The sequence below is a fragment of the Chitinophaga sp. YR627 genome (genome assembly GCF_900114995.1).
GTDB lineage: Bacteria > Bacteroidota > Bacteroidia > Chitinophagales > Chitinophagaceae > Chitinophaga.
Map to the genome: position 1 here is coordinate 461,810 of NZ_FOUX01000002.1, position 18,180 is coordinate 479,989.

The 18,180-nt window shown below is 44.2% G+C and carries 17 protein-coding genes; 5 read left to right on the forward strand and 12 right to left on the reverse strand.

The genetic code is table 11. From position 1 onward, the window contains the following. Window positions 1–4 precede the first annotated feature (4 nt). The 8 genes from gmd to BMZ72_RS10600 all read right to left on the reverse strand — a co-directional run bounded on the left by gmd (window position 5) and on the right by BMZ72_RS10600 (window position 9,350). A complete protein-coding gene (gmd, locus tag BMZ72_RS10565; RefSeq protein WP_089808020.1) occupies window positions 5–1,102 on the reverse strand; it encodes a GDP-mannose 4,6-dehydratase in 1,098 nt (365 codons plus the stop codon). 43 nt (window positions 1,103–1,145) lie between these two features. After that, window positions 1,146–2,492 carry a UDP-glucose dehydrogenase family protein gene (locus tag BMZ72_RS10570; protein WP_089808022.1) on the reverse strand — a complete coding sequence of 449 codons (1,347 nt, stop codon included), beginning with the start codon at window positions 2,490–2,492 and terminating at the stop codon, window positions 1,146–1,148. 35 nt (window positions 2,493–2,527) lie between these two features. Beyond that, window positions 2,528–3,469, reverse strand: a complete 942-nt coding sequence (locus tag BMZ72_RS10575) for a GDP-L-fucose synthase (protein ID WP_089808024.1) — start codon at window positions 3,467–3,469, stop codon at window positions 2,528–2,530. Window positions 3,470–3,484: 15 nt separating this feature from the next. Next, the gene (locus tag BMZ72_RS10580) at window positions 3,485–4,504 is read right to left on the reverse strand and encodes a mannose-1-phosphate guanylyltransferase (protein ID WP_089808026.1); all 1,020 of its coding nucleotides are present in this window, start codon (window positions 4,502–4,504) and stop codon (window positions 3,485–3,487) included. Between the two features lie 20 nt (window positions 4,505–4,524). Beyond that, window positions 4,525–5,082 carry a UpxY family transcription antiterminator gene (locus BMZ72_RS10585; protein ID WP_012790027.1) on the reverse strand — a complete coding sequence of 186 codons (558 nt, stop codon included), beginning with the start codon at window positions 5,080–5,082 and terminating at the stop codon, window positions 4,525–4,527. 190 nt (window positions 5,083–5,272) lie between these two features. Next, window positions 5,273–7,657, reverse strand: coding sequence for a GumC family protein (locus BMZ72_RS10590; RefSeq protein WP_089808028.1), 2,385 nt, complete (start codon window positions 7,655–7,657; stop codon window positions 5,273–5,275). A gap of 52 nt (window positions 7,658–7,709) precedes the next feature. Next, the gene (locus tag BMZ72_RS10595) at window positions 7,710–8,501 is read right to left on the reverse strand and encodes a polysaccharide biosynthesis/export family protein (protein ID WP_089808030.1); all 792 of its coding nucleotides are present in this window, start codon (window positions 8,499–8,501) and stop codon (window positions 7,710–7,712) included. 144 nt (window positions 8,502–8,645) lie between these two features. After that, the gene (locus tag BMZ72_RS10600) at window positions 8,646–9,350 is read right to left on the reverse strand and encodes a response regulator (RefSeq protein WP_089808032.1); all 705 of its coding nucleotides are present in this window, start codon (window positions 9,348–9,350) and stop codon (window positions 8,646–8,648) included. A gap of 429 nt (window positions 9,351–9,779) precedes the next feature. On the opposite strand from BMZ72_RS10600, the gene BMZ72_RS10605 reads away from it, so the two are divergent. Both BMZ72_RS10605 and BMZ72_RS10610 read left to right on the forward strand, forming a co-directional pair. Beyond that, the gene (locus BMZ72_RS10605; protein WP_089808034.1) at window positions 9,780–10,508 is read left to right on the forward strand and encodes a sensor histidine kinase; all 729 of its coding nucleotides are present in this window, start codon (window positions 9,780–9,782) and stop codon (window positions 10,506–10,508) included. A 9-nt stretch (window positions 10,509–10,517) separates the two neighbouring features. Further along, entirely contained in the window at window positions 10,518–10,907 is a 390-nt protein-coding gene (locus BMZ72_RS10610) for a response regulator (protein WP_089808036.1), read from the forward strand. Between the two features lie 78 nt (window positions 10,908–10,985). On the opposite strand, the gene BMZ72_RS10615 is transcribed toward BMZ72_RS10610, so the two are convergent. The 3 genes from BMZ72_RS10615 to BMZ72_RS10625 form a co-directional block, all read right to left on the reverse strand. Next, entirely contained in the window at window positions 10,986–11,198 is a 213-nt protein-coding gene (locus BMZ72_RS10615; protein WP_089808038.1) for a hypothetical protein, read from the reverse strand. 512 nt (window positions 11,199–11,710) lie between these two features. Next, window positions 11,711–13,243 (reverse strand): T9SS type B sorting domain-containing protein, encoded by a 1,533-nt coding sequence (locus BMZ72_RS10620; protein ID WP_177222751.1) that lies wholly within the window; start codon window positions 13,241–13,243, stop codon window positions 11,711–11,713. 463 nt (window positions 13,244–13,706) lie between these two features. Continuing rightward, window positions 13,707–13,910 (reverse strand): hypothetical protein, encoded by a 204-nt coding sequence (locus tag BMZ72_RS10625; RefSeq protein ID WP_089808042.1) that lies wholly within the window; start codon window positions 13,908–13,910, stop codon window positions 13,707–13,709. Window positions 13,911–14,195: 285 nt separating this feature from the next. Between BMZ72_RS10625 and BMZ72_RS10630 the strand changes: the two genes are divergently transcribed. Next, window positions 14,196–14,903, forward strand: coding sequence for a hypothetical protein (locus tag BMZ72_RS10630; protein ID WP_089808044.1), 708 nt, complete (start codon window positions 14,196–14,198; stop codon window positions 14,901–14,903). Here the strand turns inward: BMZ72_RS10630 and BMZ72_RS10635 are convergent. Then, complete coding sequence (locus BMZ72_RS10635; RefSeq protein ID WP_255373173.1) at window positions 14,900–15,901, reverse strand: acyl transferase; 1,002 nt, start codon at window positions 15,899–15,901, stop codon at window positions 14,900–14,902. The genes BMZ72_RS10630 and BMZ72_RS10635 overlap by 4 nt on opposite strands. A gap of 110 nt (window positions 15,902–16,011) precedes the next feature. On the opposite strand from BMZ72_RS10635, the gene BMZ72_RS10640 reads away from it, so the two are divergent. Together BMZ72_RS10640 and BMZ72_RS10645 are read left to right on the forward strand one after the other, a co-directional pair. Beyond that, window positions 16,012–16,455 (forward strand): hypothetical protein, encoded by a 444-nt coding sequence (locus BMZ72_RS10640; RefSeq protein ID WP_089808046.1) that lies wholly within the window; start codon window positions 16,012–16,014, stop codon window positions 16,453–16,455. A 95-nt stretch (window positions 16,456–16,550) separates the two neighbouring features. Beyond that, complete coding sequence (locus BMZ72_RS10645) at window positions 16,551–18,089, forward strand: acyl-CoA carboxylase subunit beta (RefSeq protein WP_089808048.1); 1,539 nt, start codon at window positions 16,551–16,553, stop codon at window positions 18,087–18,089. Window positions 18,090–18,180 lie beyond the last annotated feature (91 nt).

Genomic DNA, 18,180 nt, shown 5'->3' on the forward strand with positions numbered 1-18,180 from the left:
GCTCTTATCCTGCCAATTGTTCCCACTGAGTTTTACTGTCCTTTCTGAATATTTCCACGTCACAGGTGACCATTTCGCTTACCAGCTCCTGCAGATCGTATTTAGGTTCCCAGCCTAATTTTGTCTTAGACTTGGTCGGATCGCCTATCAGCAGTTCTACTTCTGTAGGACGGAAGTAAGCCGGATCTACCGCCAGTACCTGTTTGCCGATGGGCAGAATGAATTCTTTATTACGGCAGGCGCTTACATAAGCTACCTCTTCAACACCTTTACCTTCAAATTTCAGTTCGATACCCAGTTCATCAAACGCCATACGTACGAATTCACGTACTGCTGTCGTGATACCGGTTGCGATCACATAATCATCCGGTGTATCCTGCTGCAGGATTCTCCACATTGCTTCCACATAGTCTTTCGCATGTCCCCAGTCACGCTGTGCATCCAGGTTACCCAGATACAGCTTATCCTGCAGACCCAGCGCGATCGCAGCAACTGCACGGGTGATCTTACGTGTTACGAAAGTTTCGCCACGCAGCGGACTTTCATGGTTAAACAGGATACCGTTGCAGGCAAACATACCGTATGCTTCCCTGTAGTTAACAGTGATCCAGTAAGCGTATAATTTAGCGACAGCATACGGGCTGCGTGGGTAGAAAGGAGTTGTCTCTCTCTGTGGTACTTCCTGTACCAGACCATACAGCTCAGAAGTGCTCGCCTGATATACTTTTGTTTTTTGTTCCAGTTTCAGAATGCGCAGTGCTTCCAGTATACGCAGGGTGCCTATACCATCTGCATTCGCAGTATATTCCGGCGTATCAAAACTTACTTTCACATGGCTCATAGCAGCGAGATTGTAAATCTCGTCAGGTTGAGTTTCCTGGATGATACGGATCAGGTTAGTACTATCGGTCATATCGCCGTAGTGTAATCTGAAACGAACATTCTCGCTATGAGGATCCTGATATAAATGGTCAATTCTGTCTGTATTCAGCAAAGACGCACGGCGTTTAATACCATGCACCATGTATCCCTTTTCAAGCAGCAGCTCTGCCAGGTACGCACCGTCCTGTCCATTTACACCGGTGATTAAAGCAACTTTCATACTAATGTTTTTTAATTAAGATAAGTGGGGGGAAATAAAGTAATTAACCTCTGGAGAGTACGCTCACTGCCGGCTGGGAGATACCAATGCTGTAACAGATAAAACCGTTTTTCTCAAGATATGTGTTATCATAAATGTTCCTGCCGTCAAATACAACAGGGGTTTTCACTAATTGTTTAATGCGGTTCCAGTCAGGAAGACGGAATTCGTTCCATTCTGTTACCAGCAACACTGCATCAGCACCGTCAGCAGCATCATACATGTCAGTTGCCCAGGTTACGCTGTCATTCAGTGTCTTCTTCGCTTCGTGCGCCGCTACCGGGTCAAATACCCGCACATTCGCACCTGCTTCGAGCAATGCTTCGATCAGTACCAGACTGGAAGCCTCGCGCATATCATCAGTACCAGGTTTGAAAGAGAGGCCCCATACTGCGAATGTTTTATCTTTCAGCAGACCATCAAAATGTTTGTTGATCTTGTTGAACAATACACGTTTCTGATCGTTGTTCACCGCTTCTACCGCTTCCAGGATACGCAGTCCGTGACCATAATCCATACCGGTACGTACCAGGGCCTTTACATCCTTAGGGAAGCAGGAACCACCGTAACCAATACCAGGATAGATAAAGCTATTACCGATTCGTGCATCACTACCAATACCTTTACGCACTTTATTCACATCAGCACCTACCAGTTCGCAGAGATTCGCGATATCATTGATGAAGGAGATCTTAGTCGCCAGCATTGCATTCGCTGCATATTTGGTCATTTCTGCGGATGCGATGTCCATAAAGATGATCGGACGACCATTCAGCAGGAATGGGTGGTACAGACGCTCCAGCACTTCTTTTGCCCTGTCGGTATTTACACCTACCACAATACGGTCAGGTTTCAGGAAATCCTGTACCGCTGCACCTTCTTTCAGGAACTCAGGATTAGAAGCTACATCATAATCGATCAGTGCTTCTCTGTCCATCATCGCCTGTTTAATTTCCCTGTTCACTTTCACAGCCGTACCAACAGGCACCGTGCTCTTTGTCACCACCACCAGGTAATCGGTCATGTGTGTACCGATTTCTTTTGCCACCTGCAATACATATTGCAGATCAGCGCTACCGTCTTCACCCGGAGGCGTTCCTACCGCGATAAACGCGATATCTGCACCAGGGATCACTTCAGCAAGACTAGTGCTGAATGACAGACGGCCATTGTTATAGTTACGGGTAACGATCTCTTCGAGACCCGGTTCATAAATAGGTAAAATGCCGTTTTTGAGGTTATTGATCTTCTCAGCGTTAACATCCACACATACTACCTGCGTACCTACTTCTGCGAGGCAGGCGCCGGTAACCAAGCCTACGTATCCAGTACCAATTACGATTGCTTTCATTTTATAAAAGTTGAGACGCGGTTAAACAATTTATATTACAATGTGACCATCTGTGTTTTCTGTAAAAAGTCGGCATAAGCCTGCGCCAGTCCTTCTCTGAGCGCTACGCTGTGTTTCCAGCCGAGATTGTGCAGCTTGGAAACATCCATCAGTTTACGCGGCGTACCGTCGGGCTTGGATGTATCAAAAACCAGACCTCCTGTGTAACCTACCACTTCTTTTACTGTTTCTGCCAGTTCGCGGATGGTCAGATCCTCACCAGTTCCTATGTTTACCAGTTCTTTCTCATCATAATGCAGCATCAGGTAAACGCAGGCAGCTGCCAGATCATCGGCATAAAGAAATTCACGTTTTGGTGTACCGCTTCCCCAAACTGTTACGCTCGCTGCACCTGCTTCTTTCGCTTCGTGGAAACGACGGATCAGTGCCGGCAGTACGTGTGAATTTTCAGGGTGATAATTATCGCCGATACCATACAGATTTGTTGGCATTACACTGATAAAGTTGGCGCCATACTGGTCACGGTATGCTTCACATAATTTGATACCCGCAATCTTTGCAATCGCATAAGGTTCGTTGGTTGGCTCAAGTGGACCTGTCAGCAGACTATCCTCCCGCAGTGGCTGTGGCGCCATTTTAGGATAGATGCAGGAGCTGCCGAGGAACATCAGTTTCTTTACACCATGCTGCCATGCAGCGTGAATGATGTTAGCCTCCATCATGAGGTTATCGTACAGGAATTCTGCACGATAGGTGTTGTTGGCATGAATGCCACCCACTTTTGCTGCAGCCAGGAATACATAATCCGGCTTTTCTGTAGCGAAAAATTCATTAACAGCAGCCTGTGAACGCAGGTCCAGTTCTGCGGAACTTCTTGTCACCAGGTTATTATATCCCAGTGTTTGTAATCTTCTGCTGATAGCGCCGCCCACCATTCCACGGTGACCAGCTATATATATCTTATCGTTCAGTTGCATACGGTTCTATATTGTTTACAGCAGCTCGGGTCTGTTTTCCTTCACCCACTGATGCAGTTGTTTTACTTCCTGTCCTTTTCCTTTCTGTAAGATCAGCAGTGCTTCCGGTGTGTTCACCACTACCACGTTTTCCACACCCACCAATGCTACCAGTTTATCTTTTCCGATGACCATACTGTTAACCGGATCGCTTTCGATGAATACTGCCTGATTGTTGCTGTAGCGATAATGACTTGCCAGCGCTTCCGCCAATGCTTCATAACCGCCTACATCACTCCATTGCATCGCACTTGGTACCACTTTTACGATATCACTTTTTTCAAGTACCGCATAGTCAATACTGTCAGATGGGATCGCACTCATTGCCGCCAGTGGAATAACACCGGTTTCTTTCCAGATAGCTGCTGCTTCTGCGGCTGTTGCATAAATTTCAGGCGCGTATTCCAGCAGTTGCTGTAACAGCACACCGGCTTTTCCACAGAAGATACCGCTGTTCCAGAGATAGTCACCGCTTTGCAGCATTGCTTCAGCTGTAACAGCGTTTGGTTTTTCTGTAAAGCGCACTACATCATAACCGGAATACTGGATATAACCATATCCTGTTTCAGGGTAAGCTGGCTGCAGACCGATGGTCACCAGGTGCCCTTCTGCTGCGAGTGAAGCTGCTTTCTGAATAGTTTCAGCATACAGATCAGGTGTTCCGATCAGGTGATCGGCAGGCGTAATGAGCAGAACGTTTTCAGGATCTGTGGAGAATGCCGCCAGTGCAATTGCAGCAGCGGTATTACGGCCTACAGGTTCTGCCATCATCTGGATATCGATCGCACCTGCTTCCTGCAGCTGACTGTTCACCATGTCAGCCTGTTGTTCGTTCACCACGGCCATCACACTATCACAGAAATTGTTATTACGTATCCAAGTCAATTGCAATAAACTCTGCCCATCAAATAAAGGCAGTAATTGCTTAGGCGTCTGTTTATTTGATAGTGGCCAGAGACGGGTTCCTGACCCTCCACATAATAATACGTGTAGCATAGATGTCCAGGGTTGATATTTTAGATAACATTACCGACGCTGGCCTTCGCCGCACCGGAATATTCTTTAGCATTGTTATTAACCAGCATAAGATCACTTGTTTTCACAGTAGCGATCAGGGAGAAGCCCATGCTGTACAATACAGCTTTCACTGTATTCTTACCGGCTTCCACTACCCTTCCGTGCTGGTGCATCAGCGGACCTGCAGTGATTCGGATCAGATCGTCTTCCTGGATCGGGAAGCGTTCCACCTGTACGTCCTGGTATTCACGCAGGAAACGTTTGATGAGTTCTACCTCATGATCAGGAATGCTGGCAGGTTTTCCCAACCAGTAAACGAAATTCACGATACCGCTTGTTTCGCGGACGAGTGTTTTCTTGTCCTCAGGAATGCGGACAAAAACATACGACTTGAAAAGAGGTTCTTCAACGATCTTTTTTCTGTCGCTCCACTGATGAGTTACTCTGTTTATTGGACAGTAAGTTTCGATTTGCTTACGAACAAGCGCATCGGCTACTTTTTTTTCCCATCTGGGTTTAGTATAAACTGCATACCAGGTGTGTGTCTTCTGTTCCATTTCAGTGGGTTTAGAAGTTAATAAAGCATGATTAATGAATGAATAACGATAAGGTGGAAATTATAAAAGGCGGGAAGAAAAGGAAGAGAAGTGGCATAGCTTCGCCTCCTCAGTCACATGATGAGTAGTTTTCAATAAATATATGTCAGAGATATTCCGGTGAAATCCTCACCGGAACACCCTTATTTACTTACTTAAAAATCTTTGTAAACCGTCCTTTCTTCACAGATCCGTTCTTGTGATCATCTGTATAGCCGTAGCCATATCCCTGTCCGTTACCATAGCCATAGCCTCCGCCATAAGCATATGCATAACCTGGCACACCGCGCATCTTGAGACCATTGAATACGATATTCAGTTTGCCCAGATCTCCCTGTTCATAGAGGTCTTCAATCATTTTGAGATTAAACTTCGGAGTTCTTTCATGACGCACCACATAAAGTGTTGCATCTGCAAACGGCGCCAGCAAACGGGCATCTGTTACCGGACCTACCGGAGCGGAGTCAATGATCACATAGTCGAAGGACGCTCTCAATGTAGCCAGCAGGTGTTCCAGTCTGCCGTTCAGGATCAGCTCAGTTGGATTAGGCGGAATGACACCTGCGGAAAGCAGGTACATGTATTCATTATTCTCAATTGGCTGTTTGAGGATATCATTCAGTGATGAATGTCCTACCAGGTAATTACTGATACCCGGATGGTGTGGCACATTGAGGATCTTACTTACTTTTGGCTTTCTAAGGTCAAACTCCAGCAACACTACTTTTTTCTTCGTCAGGGAAAGACTCAGTGCAAGATTCACTGCCACAAAGCTCTTTCCTTCACCGGAGATGGAAGAGGTAACCAGGATCGTTTTATTATCACCATTGATACCTATATAAGATAAGCTGGTTCTCAATGCCCTGAACTGTTCTGCAACAGGTGTACGCTTACCTTCTGTGATAGCGATAGCGCCACTCTTGTCGAACATGATCTCTGCAATGATCGGTGCAGAAGTACCTTTTTCAATATCTGAACGGAACATCACCTTGTGGTTCATCAGGTCTTTCACAGCGATGAAACCAGCTACAACGGCGATACCGGCGATCAGTGCCAGTGCCATTACCATTGATTTCTTCGGACTGAAAGGGAAAGACTCTGCTTCTGCCAGATCAATGATGCGGCTGTCAGAAATCGCAGCAGCATATTGCAGCTGCGTTTCTTCACGTTTTTCCAGCAGGAATGTATAGATATTGTTTTTGATCGCTTGTTGTCTGCTTACTTCCAGCAACGTTTTCTCCTTGCTTGGCACGCCTTTCAGCATGCTCATGAAACGGTTGTTCTGTGTACTCAGTTTAGCTCTTGAAGCCTCAAGGTTGGCGCGTAAACTGATGATATTATCCATGATAGCAGGTCTCAGTTTGTCGATCTGCGCACTCAGACTAACCAGTACCGGGCTGTTTTCACCCGTTGTCCTTTTCAGTCTTTCGTATTGCAGTTCTGCATCCTGTAACTTGCCCAGCATACCCAGTAAGGTTGCATCTGCAATACCCAGTGTAGCCGGAACAAGGTTATCTTCTGTCTTCTTACCTCTTACATATTGTTCAACCGCAGAGAGTGTGGATAACTGCATATCTGCTTCGCTCAGTCTCACATCGTTATCCTGTACTGCGTTCAGGAAAATCTTACTCTGTTCGCCAATATCAACGATTCCTTCATTTGTTTTATACTCCTGAATCTGACCTTCTACCTGACTCAATTCCGCTGTGATGATACGCAGCCTGTCTTCAACGAACGCCATTGTTTTTGACGCTGTTTTATTCTTGTCATCGATAGACGCGTTATCATAAGCTTTCATCACCTCGTTGAGCAGATCCATACCTCTCTGAGGTACCGGATCAACGTATTCCAGTCTGAGTACATTGGAGTTTTTGGTAGCAGCAGCGATCTTCAGGTTACCCAAGAAAACGCCTCCCAGTACTTTATCACCTGCTACACGCAGATAATATCCTTCACCATGCTGTCCTGCAGGATTGTAGCCTGGAACAGGTTTGATCACCACACGGCCCCATTCTGTATGTACAGTATCATTCAAAGGATACATTTTTCCATCAAGGGAAACTTTCTGTCCTTTATAATCATACTGCAGCTCAACGATTTTGTTCTCGTCAGGACTGATCAGATCCGGATCAATAAAATTGAATTGCAGCGGACCTTTTTTATACATGGAAATATCCCTGATCCTGCCTTTTTCGAAGACTTCTCCGTAAAGGTTAAGATTCCTTACAACTGTTTTTGCAATTGTTCTGGATTTGAGGATTTCAATTTCGTTATCAACTTTTTTGCCTCTGCCGAGTGGGTCCATCATTTCAATGATAGAACTCTCGGTAGGACGTGTATCTTCCTTGATTAACAAAGAAGAAGTCATCTTATATAATGGGGTTGCATATCTCAGGTAAACATATGCTATTGAGAGAGAAATTACTGACGCAATCACAAATAGTGGCCAGTAAGGCTGGTATTTATGCCTGATCATTTCCAGAAGACCTGTATGCTCCTCCCTCTTTGTGCGCGTATTGATTACTTTCTGTTGCATGACTCTCAACACAAGTTTGTAGGATGAAAATATTGGTGTGACATCAGCTTAATCAGCGTGCCAGTCTATCAATTGAAAGCACTATCAGAGACAGTGTGCTGATGATGATTGGAATCGTAGTCCTGCTGCCAGTTGCGACGGCGACTTTCGATTTGTTAGGCTCGACATATACTACGTCGTTGGATTGTAGATAATAGTAAGGAGATGACAGCACGTCGGTACTATTAAGATTGAGTCTTCTGATCGTCTTTTCGCCATTAACCTCTCTGATAAGCATTACATTTTCTTTCTTACCGTAGACGGTGATATCTCCTGCCAATCCAAGCGCTTCAAGAATTGTTATTTTCTCACTGTTGACATTAACTACTGTGGGGTGAGCAACTTCGCCTATAACAGTCACCCTGTAATTGAGAAAGCGAATTGTAACAACCGGATCTTTGAGCAGCTTCCGTTCATTTAAATCATCCTGCAACTGCTTTGTAAGTTGTTCTTTGGTGAGTCCTTCTGCTTTGACTTTACCAAGTATGGGATATTCAATATATCCCTGTGCACTTACCAGGTAACCCGTTGCCTGGCTACCACCTCCTGGAGTTCCGGCAGCTGTAACACTTGGGGTGTTAAATACAACAGCGTCCTCGGGGTTCATACTGCTAACAACAATCTGTAATACGTCATTTTTATGTATTACCGGCTCAAAATTTCCTTTTACAGGGGCAATAACAGTATCTGGCAGGTCTTTGAAATACAACGACTTACTCGTACTGACACAAGATGTAAAAAAGAAACAGCAGATAAGGACCGGAATAATAAAGATATAACGTAAATAATCCTTCTTTAGAATCATCTTACCGTTTTGAATATTTAAAGGTTTTTCTTCCGCGCTTTCCGTAGTACAATATTAGTTTATAGCGTTTGTCATCACTACTACTAAAGAGAGTAAAAAACGCACTTATAACACAAACGTGCTTACTAAAAGCAGTAGCGTTTTTTAAATGAACTGCATCATATTTTCAAATGAAAGCATTTGAAAAAAAATCCAAGAATTCGTAATTAAAAAGAAAGAATACAAACTATTTGACCAGATCTTCGAAATTAATTCTGATTTGGTGGCAACATTAAGTTTTTGATAAATCTTCTTCAGGTGCTGATTTACCGTGAACACAGTTACAAAAAGTTTCTCTGCCATCTCCTTATACGAGTAGCCTTCCTTGAGCAGCGCGAGCAACTCGTATTCTCTTTTGGTGAGCTTATGCTTTATATCTTCCAATGGATCCTTGGCGATATAATTGATCAGTAAGTGTGCTGCTTTTGGCGACAGCGTTCCACCTTCACTGACTGCATCCATGATTGAATGATAGATCTCCATCAAACGGCTGGTCTTAATAATATAACCACTCGCACCCTGACGGATCGATTCAATAACGTAATGCTTTCCATCGTGCCCTGATAATACTATCAGCTTGGCATCAGGGTAGATACGTTTCAGTTCCTGCATCCCTTGTATACCTGATTCCCCTGGCAGCGAAATATCCAGTAATATTACGTTCACCTCTGTTTCCTTGAATGGAAGTGCTCTGAACTCCTCCATTGACTTACAAGCAAAAACAACCTTACACTCCTGAAAATCTTCTAAAAACTCTTTGTAATTGTTCAACTGGAAATAATTGTCTTCTATAATTCCAATATTGATCATAGGGGTAATAAGTTGACAAGGTTTATAATCGATTCAATAAAAAAATATGGCATATATGTATGGCTTGGTGTCACAAAAATAATTCCAAAAACGAGAATTTATAAGGCAAATTTGTAACTCATTGATTGCGAGAACAATAAAGATTAAGGTCGGTTTGACTCAATATCTAATGGCCTAGTTTCTAATCTATTGTATTTTTTTACAATATAATCTTTTGGTTAACTTTTCTCAAAATTCACGTCATGTGTCACTGGTTTAGTAAAAATACGTTTTTAAATTAAATACTCACTGGTTAATTATTCCTTTATTAAGTATTTTGCCTTTCAATTGCTTCAAATCTGTGTATTCAACACTTGTGGAGATTGTCTACATATTGTTGAGCTCATATCTTATAAATTTTAACCATCGGCGATTGTAAACTATAGAACAATGGACTCCACTAATTCTTCCGGAAGCGATACATTACTTAGCAACGCAAGTAATGTTATCGCGATCACTGCACATGAATTCAAAACGCCACTCACTACAATAAATTCAATAGTCGACCTGCTTACTAGCAAATTACAGGCCGATCATCTCATGAATGCCTTTTATCAGCAAAATTTATCACGGATTTCATCTGAAATTTTTGCTTTAAACAGCATGGTGGACGAAATGCTGACGATAAATAATATTCTTAATGGCAACATTCAAAGCAACAGAGAGATGATGGACATCGGCTTACTGCTATCTCCCTTAAAAGAGCAGTACCAGGCCTTTCCAGACGATGGCAGATCATTGATCATCCATGTCACAGGTACGCCAAAAGAAATATGTGCAAGTGCTGCACAACTCTCACGCGTGCTCTCTAATCTTATCAGCAATGCATTTAAGTATTCCAGAAAAAGTGATCCGGTACTTCATCTGGACTACCAGGAAAAAAAAGTTGTGATCACAATTACAGATGATGGCATCGGCATTCCGGAAAAAGATCTTCCGCAATTGTTTCAGCCTTATTTCAGAGCCAGCAATGCCGAAGGCATTTCAGGTACAGGCCTCGGTCTCAGTATCGTCAAATCATTTATCACCGCTAACGAAGGAGATATCACCGTCAACAGCCAGCCGGACAAAGGCACGGTTTTTACAGTTACTTTCAGGTACCCTGATACCTGTCAGTAAAATATACACATGAACGCCAGAATTCTTTTAATTGAAGACAAAGCCGGACTTTTAGATACACTGAAAAGCCTGCTTGAACTACACAACTACACCGTGTATACTGCCAGTAACGGTCAGGAAGGATTATCCATCGCCACCAGATATCTGCCTGATCTCGTCATCAGCGACATTACAATGCCCGTTCTGAATGGATATGCATTACTCGATAGTTTTCGCGCAGATCCGCAATTGTCGAAAATTCCCGTATTAATTGCCAGCGCAAAAAATGAAGATCATGAAATTGAACTCGTCATGCAGAAAGGAGCAGCAGGTTATCTCACAAAGCCTTTTGTATTTGCACATCTCCACGAAGAGATAAAACGTCTGCTGGGAAATTCCATGATTGCAGCAAAAAAATAATAACAGCGTAAATAAAAACATGGTACACAGGTGAGGTGCTCACCTGTGTTATTGCCATTGTATAAAAACAAACTGCTTTTACTGATCACTTTCCCTCATCAGTTTATCAAACTTTGTCCAGTCAATTTTAATGCTGTTCTTTTTCATGAAGCCATTAGGCTGATACTCCAGGGCGCCATGAGAAATATGGATAGTGCCCAGTATTTTTCCGTCTCTCTTCACCTGGAAGGTCGCATCGGCTTTGCCTAATTCTGTTGTGGGTAATTCAAAAAATACACGGTGTTCTGCCATGATGGTTAGTTTTTGGAGTTAATAATGCTGGTTTACTAAGTGGATGCTTACACATGGCCTGCTGTCTGGTACATGAGGATAATTTACCATAGCTACAGGGTTTGTAATACCATTTGTCTTTCCGACAGGCCGAAATAACGAAATATCTGATTATCAATCGTTAATACCCTGTTAACATGAAACTGCCCATAAACCCTCTTCAGAGATGAAGTATAGCTCCGGCATAGATGCGTCGTATATACGCCGTATATGCGTCGTGTCAACCCCAATTTTTGCCTCAATAGGGGGCATTCAGGACAAAAGACACCTAATATTCATATAAATAGCTGTAAATCAAAATTTAACAGCACTCATCTTCCGCTTCACCTTCGTTTTTGAATGAAGGATGAATGTAAGATGAGTACTATCAAAGTATAGAAAGACTATCAGGCGCCCGGTCATGTACCGCAGGTAAATACATCTCCTCTGCATCAAAACGGCAAAAAACAAGCTTAAAGGGGCCAATACGCAGCTTATTTCACAAGCATCACAGCGCCCCTGTATTCTTTGGGTTCATTTTTACTGGTAGTGAATGTACAGACATACACAAATGCCTGCGGCGTCTGTGGTATACCACGGGAGTAACCATCCCAGCCTACTTTAGGATCGTTTGTCTGAAATACCAGACTCCCCCAGCGATTAAAAATACTCAGCCGGTAATTGGTCACCGCATCATAGATCCTCGGACGAAACACATCATTTGAACCATCACTGTTAGGACTAAACGCTGACGGCATCATCACAAAACAATTTTGATTAGGAGACTTGATCTCAGTATTTCCTGCGTCCCCGCAACCATTTGCATCTTCTACCTCATAACGGTAATCACCAGCCCTGAGATTACGATGCAAACTATCCGGCTGCCACGTCTCACCATTGATCCGATATTTGTACGGACGCGTACCGCCATCTACTTCCCAGCGAATGATACCGTCATTCACCTCACTGCAGCTACAAGGTTCTGTAGCAATATTACGGATCACCAGTGGCGCAGGTTCCTGAATAAAAATATTAAAGGTATCTCTGCACACCTGCTGATCTTTTAATACAAACACATAATTACCAGGCTGCAGCTGATTAAATGTACGCGCATGTGTTGCTTCACCATTTACTGACAGATGATATGGCGGGAGTCCGCCGCTTATATCCAATGTAATGGCGTTTTTATTTTCTCCTGCACAATCAGATATCGTCACGGCTTTCTCCGTCTGCAGATCAGAAGCGCTTACTTCTACAGCGCCTTTTGCCGTCACTCCATTGGCAGCAGTAACTGTTACTGAATATACGCCCGGCAACAGATCAGAAACCTGTGGCGTAGTATAATTGCCGGGTGTCCAGAGATACCTATAAGGCTCCGCTCCTCCTTTCACTTTTACCTGCACGCTACCTGTTCCTTCATTCTTACAGGAAGTGGTAGCAGTTAATTCGGTACGCAGTATTTGTCTGATAGTTGAAAGATTGTCAACAAACACCAGTACGCCAAAGCTACTGTTAGGACATGTTTCCGCCGGATAAGCATACAACGCAATGTAAGTATGTGTCTGCTTAGGTGTGAATATCGCATTCCATCTGCGCCAGGCAGTATCGGTAAAACTGCCGGAAGTCCATAGTAATTCTGCTGTATCGCCGGGTGCGCTTCCACCGAAAATGGCCAGATTTCCATAGCAATGTTTATGACCATACATTTCATTGAACGCAAGATCAAAGGACATACTGTAGCTCCTGTCCGCCACCAGCGGTTCTGCCAGCGCCTGCTCTATCCCTTCTTTGTATACCGGTCCGCCCTGCAGTCCAACAAAGGTATTCCCTTCATTCGCAGGTTTTAATATACCCATCGCACCAGGTAATACATCTGGTGTATTGGCAGCAACCAGCCAACCTGTGGGCGCTGTTTTAACACCGGGTTTTCCTTCCAGAGAGGAATTTCGCAAAGTCAGATGCTGCGCAGATGCTACATTCAACAGACAGCTCAACAACAGTATCAGACATAGTACACATACCTTCATAGAAAGGTATGTGAGATAACAACATGGTTTTCCCACTAGCCGGGTGTGGCCGGCCTGGTTAGTTACAATCATAGGAATATTAGTTAGAACACAATCAATAAAACATCGTCTTGTTCTTGTGATTAGCAATTCCAATGGATATGGAAAAGCAGCCCAGCTGGTTCGTCTGATTTAATTCACAGGTATGGTGAAGAGGATATGGAGAATCCTCCGCTAATTAAATTAATGGCTTTGCTTTGAGTTTACATTCCCAGTTCAATAAAGATACAATATGTTTTACTATAATATAATGTTTTTCTTAAAATTTAACTCGCTTATCCAATTAATACTCAATGTAGTAGCGTACTCTACAGCAAAAAATAAAGGCATAGGAAAACCTATGCCTTTTATGAGTACAGATGATCTCAAAAACTATGTTTAAACTACTCTTTTTCTGGACAAGCAAGGGTAGTTTAACCCATTGTCATCTGTGTGCTTTGTCGCGCCTTTCAGGGTCGCGTTTGTCTTTATTTTTCTCAGACGATTCTTTCTTGTCTTTGGGGATGATCACCTTCAATGTATCGTCTGCTGTCTTTTCACGGGTGATATCACGACTATAGTCATTACCCAGATTCGGACCTCCCTGTTCCAGACCGGTACTACCGATCGACCTGTCTCTTATTGCCATAACCTTGATTTTTTATGGTTTAAAATATAAGTCTACTCAGGATAACAAAAGTTCCAAAACCATGCCAGTAAAAGCAGGCACGTCTATAGTACTCAATGATTTGTATATGTGAAAAATCTCTTAAAATTTTCCGGCGGATTGATCATTTTCCGGGATTCCACTGTTTTTTCCGGGATTTTAGTGGTACCTTACAGTTGCAGAACCGAACTGCGACCTATGCCTGATAACTATTCCCGATGCAGCATTTAGCATAATCAATGAGCATCTGAGACTAAACCTGTAAGTATGAAGGATAAGCTGCCTTATATCACCTCCACCTACTTTATATCCCTGATCAAATCGTATTTGCAGGGCCATAAAACAAAACCCGAGATCCTTGCTGAAACAGCAGATCTGCTTCCTGTTACTGCTCATAAAGAGGTCAGCCAGTTCCTCACCGCTGCGGCGCACCAGATGAATGATGCCTTTTATGCAGATATCGTAGACAGCATTCAACATACTTCCGGCACCGTACCTACCCGTAAAGGACTGATCCATCACCTGGAAGCACTGCTCAGTAAGCAGATCAGTATACAGGAGTTACTGGACTGGGCTACCTGGTACACTATAGAGGAAGATCAGCTCAGCGCTGGTATTATGGATGATTTTGCTGTGGAGTATTTCTGTTTTGATTTCCTGCCTGCTCATTATGAAGAACTGACAGATGCACAGTTCACACAGGTCTTACAGTTATTCCGTGCAACACCGGAAAATACATTAAAGGAAAAGATCGCCCTGGCGCTTATCATCGAAAAAGAAAGACAACACTTTCTTTACTTCTTACGCAGTTTCCTGGAACAGCCGCAACATACCGATGCCCTGAATACCTATCTCATGGCAAAATTCGGCATGGACCACCGCAGTTTCCCTTATATACAGGAACTGATGTCCATACAAACACAACCGGAAAAACTGGAAGCATTACTGGAAAAAGCGCGTTTGTCAGCGGTTTAACTCACCATCAGACTACAACCTCTCAAAGCAGAATTATCCAGACGGCCGAGTACTTCAAAACTTCCGTCTGCACGTAGTTTGCCGATATCGTCTGTAGCAATGAATGCGCAGGAATATACATTCGCGAGATCTACCACATTGATAACGCCGGAAGCGTTGGCGGTTGACAACTGAAAAGGATCATTTTCATCCCTGACCAATATCTTCATCCATGGCGGAGTAGTAAATAAGCCATCGCCATAGGAATAAGCCTGTGATAATAGCTCCGTCATGCCATATTCTGCATGGATCTGTTTACAGCCCAGTCTTTCTTTCAGATAACCGTGCACCTGCTGGCGGGTCCACTCCTCCCTGCGGCCTTTCATACCACCGGTTTCCATAACGATCGTATTTTCCAGGTGCAGCTGATAGCGTTCTGCGAAGTCCAGTAACCCAAAGGTCACTCCTATCAGCAGCGTCTTTTGCTGACGCGCCTCCAGTTCCTGTAAATGTGCCGCCAGCTTATCATGCTCATACAGGTAAAAACCACTTTCGGCATGTCCGCTCCGTTTTACCATATCCTGGACCATGTATACCAGGGAAGAATGCTGTCTCTCCAGATAGGATGGCAGCAGTCCCAGTACCACAAAATCGGAAACAGGACCATAAAACAGTTCAAAACCAGCCAGAAAACTCTGTTCATAGACAGCAGCTTCCTTTACCAGGTGCCGGCTGTTGATCGTCTGGGTGGTACCACTGCTTTCAAACACCAGTTCTGGCGTAAAGGAGCCACAGGTAACTGTATGTGTCTTAAAGAATTGTATAGGTAAAAAAGGGATCTGCAGCAATGAGCGTATGTCGGAAGGCTTCCGGTGCAGGGCGTCAGTATAAGCCCGGTAAATATCATTCTCCCTGTACTGGTACCGGAAAAGCTCCAGGGCCGCTGCTTCCGTATCCTGCTCCTGTAATGTAAATAGTGCTGCCGTATTAATGCCACTCATGTCGCTTGCTTTGAACATACAAATTTAGGGTATACGTAACAATCAAACGACATTTTACGTTATAACTCAGTGGTGCCGCTCATCTGTAGGCATTAGCTAGACTTAAAAAAATAATGTACGTTTGTTATATGAAGAAAATACTCGTTTTATCCCTGTTTGCAGTGGCAGCTATCTGTGGCGCTTGCGGAAAGGATTCCATCGGCACCAAGCCTATGCTCACTTTCCTCTCGTATTCCTCCTCCCCTGTGATTGCTTCAATAGGGATGGATGTTAACTTCCAGGTAAAGGATGGTGACGGGGATATTGAAAATTCCTTCAATTTCGCCGCTATCTACGATACCAAACCACTTGATACCGCTTTTGAATCCCGCCCGATGCCCGGCGTGGATGCACACAAAGGGACCAACCTGACTGCGGAAGTTATATTACATCTGCAACCAACAGACTTTCCACAGACCGGTGATCAACCGATCCTGAAAGACAGTTTACATTATCTCGTTTTCATTACCGATAATGCAGGTAATATCAGTGATACTATTGTGACGCCGAAGTTAGAAGTCCTCTACCAATAAATCAATCAGCAAATAAGAATTAGTAATCAGGCATTCCATCCTTTAAAAGGCATAATTCCTGATTGTTAATTCTTATTTGTCTTTATATTTGATTTATGGACAAATTCCACGAACTCCAGAACAAGATCGCGACAGCCATGCTTGGCGGCGGTGAGGCACGTATCTCCTCTCAACATAAAAAAGGAAAACTTACTGCAAGGGAACGCTTACAGCTACTGCTCGACGAAGGCTCCTTCGAAGAATTCGACATGTTTGTGCATAACCGTAACCGTGGGATGACCACTGACCAGGAACAATTTCCCGGCGATGGTGTCGTAACCGGCTACGGTACAGTCAACGGACGCCTGGTATATGTCTTTTCACAGGACTTTACCGTATACGGCGGCAGTCTTTCCGAACCGCATGCCCGTAAGATCTGTAAGATCATGGACCTTGCCATGCAGAACGGAGCTCCCCTGATCGGTCTCAATGACAGTGGCGGGGCACGTATACAGGAAGGCGTGGTCAGCCTGGGTGGTTATGCAGATATCTTTTACCGCAATACCCGGGCCTCCGGCGTAATTCCACAGATCTCCGCCATTATGGGGCCCTGTGCTGGCGGCGCCGTATATTCTCCTGCCATCACGGATTTTATCCTGATGGTGGAAGAAACCTCCTATATGTTCGTAACCGGCCCTAACGTTGTTAAGACAGTTACACATGAAGAGGTAACGGCGGAAGAACTGGGCGGCGCACATACCCATGCATCAAAAAGCGGTGTCACCCACTTTGCCTGTGGCAATGAAGTAGAATGTATCCGTAATATCCGGCAACTGCTTAGTTATATGCCGCAGAACTGTGAGGAAGACGCCCCTGTCTACCCATACGATGCGGGTGATGAAATAAGGTCAACCCTTAACACCGTCATTCCCCCCAGTTCCAATCAGCCGTATGACATGAAAGAAGTCATCAGTGAACTGACGGATACAAATAGCTTCCTGGAAGTACATAAAGACTTTGCTGAAAATATTATCGTAGGTTTTGCCCGCATCGCCGGCAGAAGTATCGGTATCGTAGCCAATCAGCCGGCACATCTCGCCGGCGTACTGGATATCCATGCCTCTGTAAAAGGCGCCCGTTTTACCCGCTTCTGCGATGCCTTTAATATTCCATTGCTGGTACTGGTAGACGTACCTGGCTTCCTGCCCGGCACCGACCAGGAATGGAATGGTATTATCACCAACGGAGCCAAACTGCTTTTTGCGTTAAGCGAGGCCACCGTACCCAAGATCACCGTTACCACCCGTAAAGCTTATGGCGGTGCGTATTGTGTAATGAACTCCAAACATATCGGCGCCGATCTCAACTTCGCCTTCCCGCAGGCAGAAATTGCCGTAATGGGACCCAAAGGCGCCGTAGAGATCATCTACAAGAAAGAGATCGACGCAGCTCCCGATCCGGAAGCCCGCATGAATGAACTGGTGGCCGAGTATACGGAACGCTTTGCCAACCCTTACCTGGCGGCAGAAAAAGGATATATCGATGAAGTGATCGTACCCGATCAGACGCGTATTAAGCTCATCAAAGGCTACGCTATGCTGGAGAATAAGGTGGTGAGCATGCCGAGGAAGAAACACGGGAACATCCCTTTATAAAAATTACGAATTAAGAATTAAAAAATTAAGAATTCTACACCGATCTTCGCAGCCAATTCACAATTCTTAATTTTTTAATTCTTAATTGAAC